Origin of the sequence: Pseudomonas entomophila, from assembly GCF_013523125.1 — a bacterium.
GTDB classification, from domain to species: Bacteria; Pseudomonadota; Gammaproteobacteria; order Pseudomonadales; family Pseudomonadaceae; genus Aquipseudomonas; species Aquipseudomonas entomophila_B.
The window spans coordinates 1-1,934 of the sequence record NZ_JAAMQJ010000086.1; the positions used below are offsets into that span (position 1 = coordinate 1).

Below are 1,934 nucleotides of genomic sequence, written 5' to 3' on the forward strand. Positions count from 1 at the left end.
CTTCGTAATCTTCGACCGATGTCGCCGTTGGTAGACGTTCGAGTGCGTGGCGCAGCCACGCATAAGGCTCTTGGCCATTGGCTTTGGCAGTCTCAACCAAGCTGTAAAGTTGAGCACTGGCTGTTGCGCCTTTGGGCGTATCGCTGAACAACCAGTTCTTCCGTCCAATCACGAAGGGGCGGATCGCGCGTTCAGCGGCGTTATTGTCGAGCGGCAGGCAGCCTTCCTCGACGTATCGCTCCAGCTTGCTCCAGTTGTTTGCAAGATAACTGATGGCTTTGCCCAGGGCATTCTGAGCGGTGACTTGTGGCTGCGTCTTTTCGATCCAGCTTTTCAACTGAGCCAGTATCGGTACGCTGCGTTCGTGACGACCGATTTTACGCTCGGTGTCACCGCAGGCCTTCAAGTCGCGCTCGATGCCGTACAGCTTGTTGATCAGATTCAGCGCGATATCCGCACGCCCTGTTTTGCCTTTAGGCTGTACTTTCTGTGCTTCAACAAACTTGCGACGAGCATGGGCCCAGCATCCTAAGCGCTCGACGCCAGCTTGGGCGCCCAGTGCGTTGTAACCGGCATAATCATCGGTCATGACATACCCACGATAGCCATCGAGCAGGCGTGTAGGCACCTCCTGCGCTCGGCTGGTGGAGTAGTCGAAAAGGATGACCGGCTTATCCGGTGGGCCGCCGGTTTGCACCCACATCCATGACTGGCTGCTGGGCGCGCGGTCAGGCTCTTTCAGTACCTGTACCCGCGTTTCATCGCAGTGGATCACGCGACTGGCCAACAGGCTGTCTCGCATTAAATTCAGCAGCGGCTGGAAGTGCGCACCGCATTGGATAATCCAGCGAGCCAAGGTGTGGCGCGGGATCTCGATGCCGTGGCGACCCAAGACTTTTTCAAATCGATGAAGCGGCAAACCATCCACATATTTAGTGGTCAGCAGCATCGCCAGAACACTCGGGCTGGCCATGCTCTTTTCGATCAATTGGGCGGGCTTGTCGGCCGTCACGGGTGCGGCTTCGCAGTCGCGGCAACCGTAGGTCTTACGGATGTGCTTGATCACACGGATCTGCATCGGAACGATTTCGAGCTGTTCGCTGATTTCTTCACCGATGGCATGCTTGCGGCACCCGCAAGCGCAGGTCAGCTCGTGCTCGGGCAGTTCGTGGATGACTTCGATGCGCGGCAAGTCGGCTGGCAGTGGCTTGCGCTTGCCACGGGACTGGGCGGGGGCAACCACCTCTTCTTCAGCCGACTCGGATGCCAGCTCTACTTCATGCTCCGCTTCGTTGAACAACGCCATTTGGGGTGTTGCCGGATCGACGGTCTGCTCCGATTGTCGACCGAACAGACGCTGCCTTAGCAGAGCGACCTGTTCTTCGAGCACACCCATCCTGGATTGCATCTTCACAAGCATCTGCTTGAGCAATCGGGGATCATCGGGGAGGTTGTCGGGCACGAAATTCATGCCCTGGATTATACCGAATCAGGCCACGAATCGTGGCGTCAAAACCTGATGAGGACGGTTACGCCAGAGGTCGAAACCGTCGAGCATCCAGTTGAGTTCCTGAACGGTCAGGATGATCGCCTGGTCGGTTACATCAGGCGACGTCTTAAAGCGCTCGGACTCCAGGCGCTTGAGCCAAAGGCAGAAGCCGTTGCGCTCCCAATAAAGGATCTTCACACGGTTGCGTAGCTTGTTGAGAAACACGAACAGTACCGGGTCGAACACAGCGACTTTGATATCCAGCTCGACCAACGCTGCCAGGCCATCAATGGATTTTCGGAAATCGACGGGCTTGGGATAGAGGTAAACCTTTTCGACTTTGGCGTCGGGACGCATCATGGTGTGCGGGCTCCAGAAGGAAATCGGGAGCACAGCATCGGTGATCAGCTGAACGTTTTGAATGTGGGGTTCATGGAGCGCTTAC

Annotated in this window: 2 protein-coding genes; both read right to left on the bottom strand. The window is 56.8% G+C overall.

Annotated elements, in window-relative coordinates; all coding sequences use genetic code 11:
• Positions 1 to 1,471, bottom strand: a 1,471-nt coding sequence (gene tnpC / locus G7007_RS21610; protein WP_181105119.1) for an IS66 family transposase, incomplete at its 3' end; no start/stop codon positions are given.
• A gap of 18 nt (positions 1,472 to 1,489) precedes the next feature.
• On the bottom strand, positions 1,490 to 1,849 hold the full coding sequence (gene tnpB, locus G7007_RS21615) for an IS66 family insertion sequence element accessory protein TnpB (RefSeq protein ID WP_258198656.1): 360 nt from the start codon (positions 1,847 to 1,849) through the stop codon (positions 1,490 to 1,492).
• Between the last annotated feature and the right edge of the window lie 85 nt (positions 1,850 to 1,934).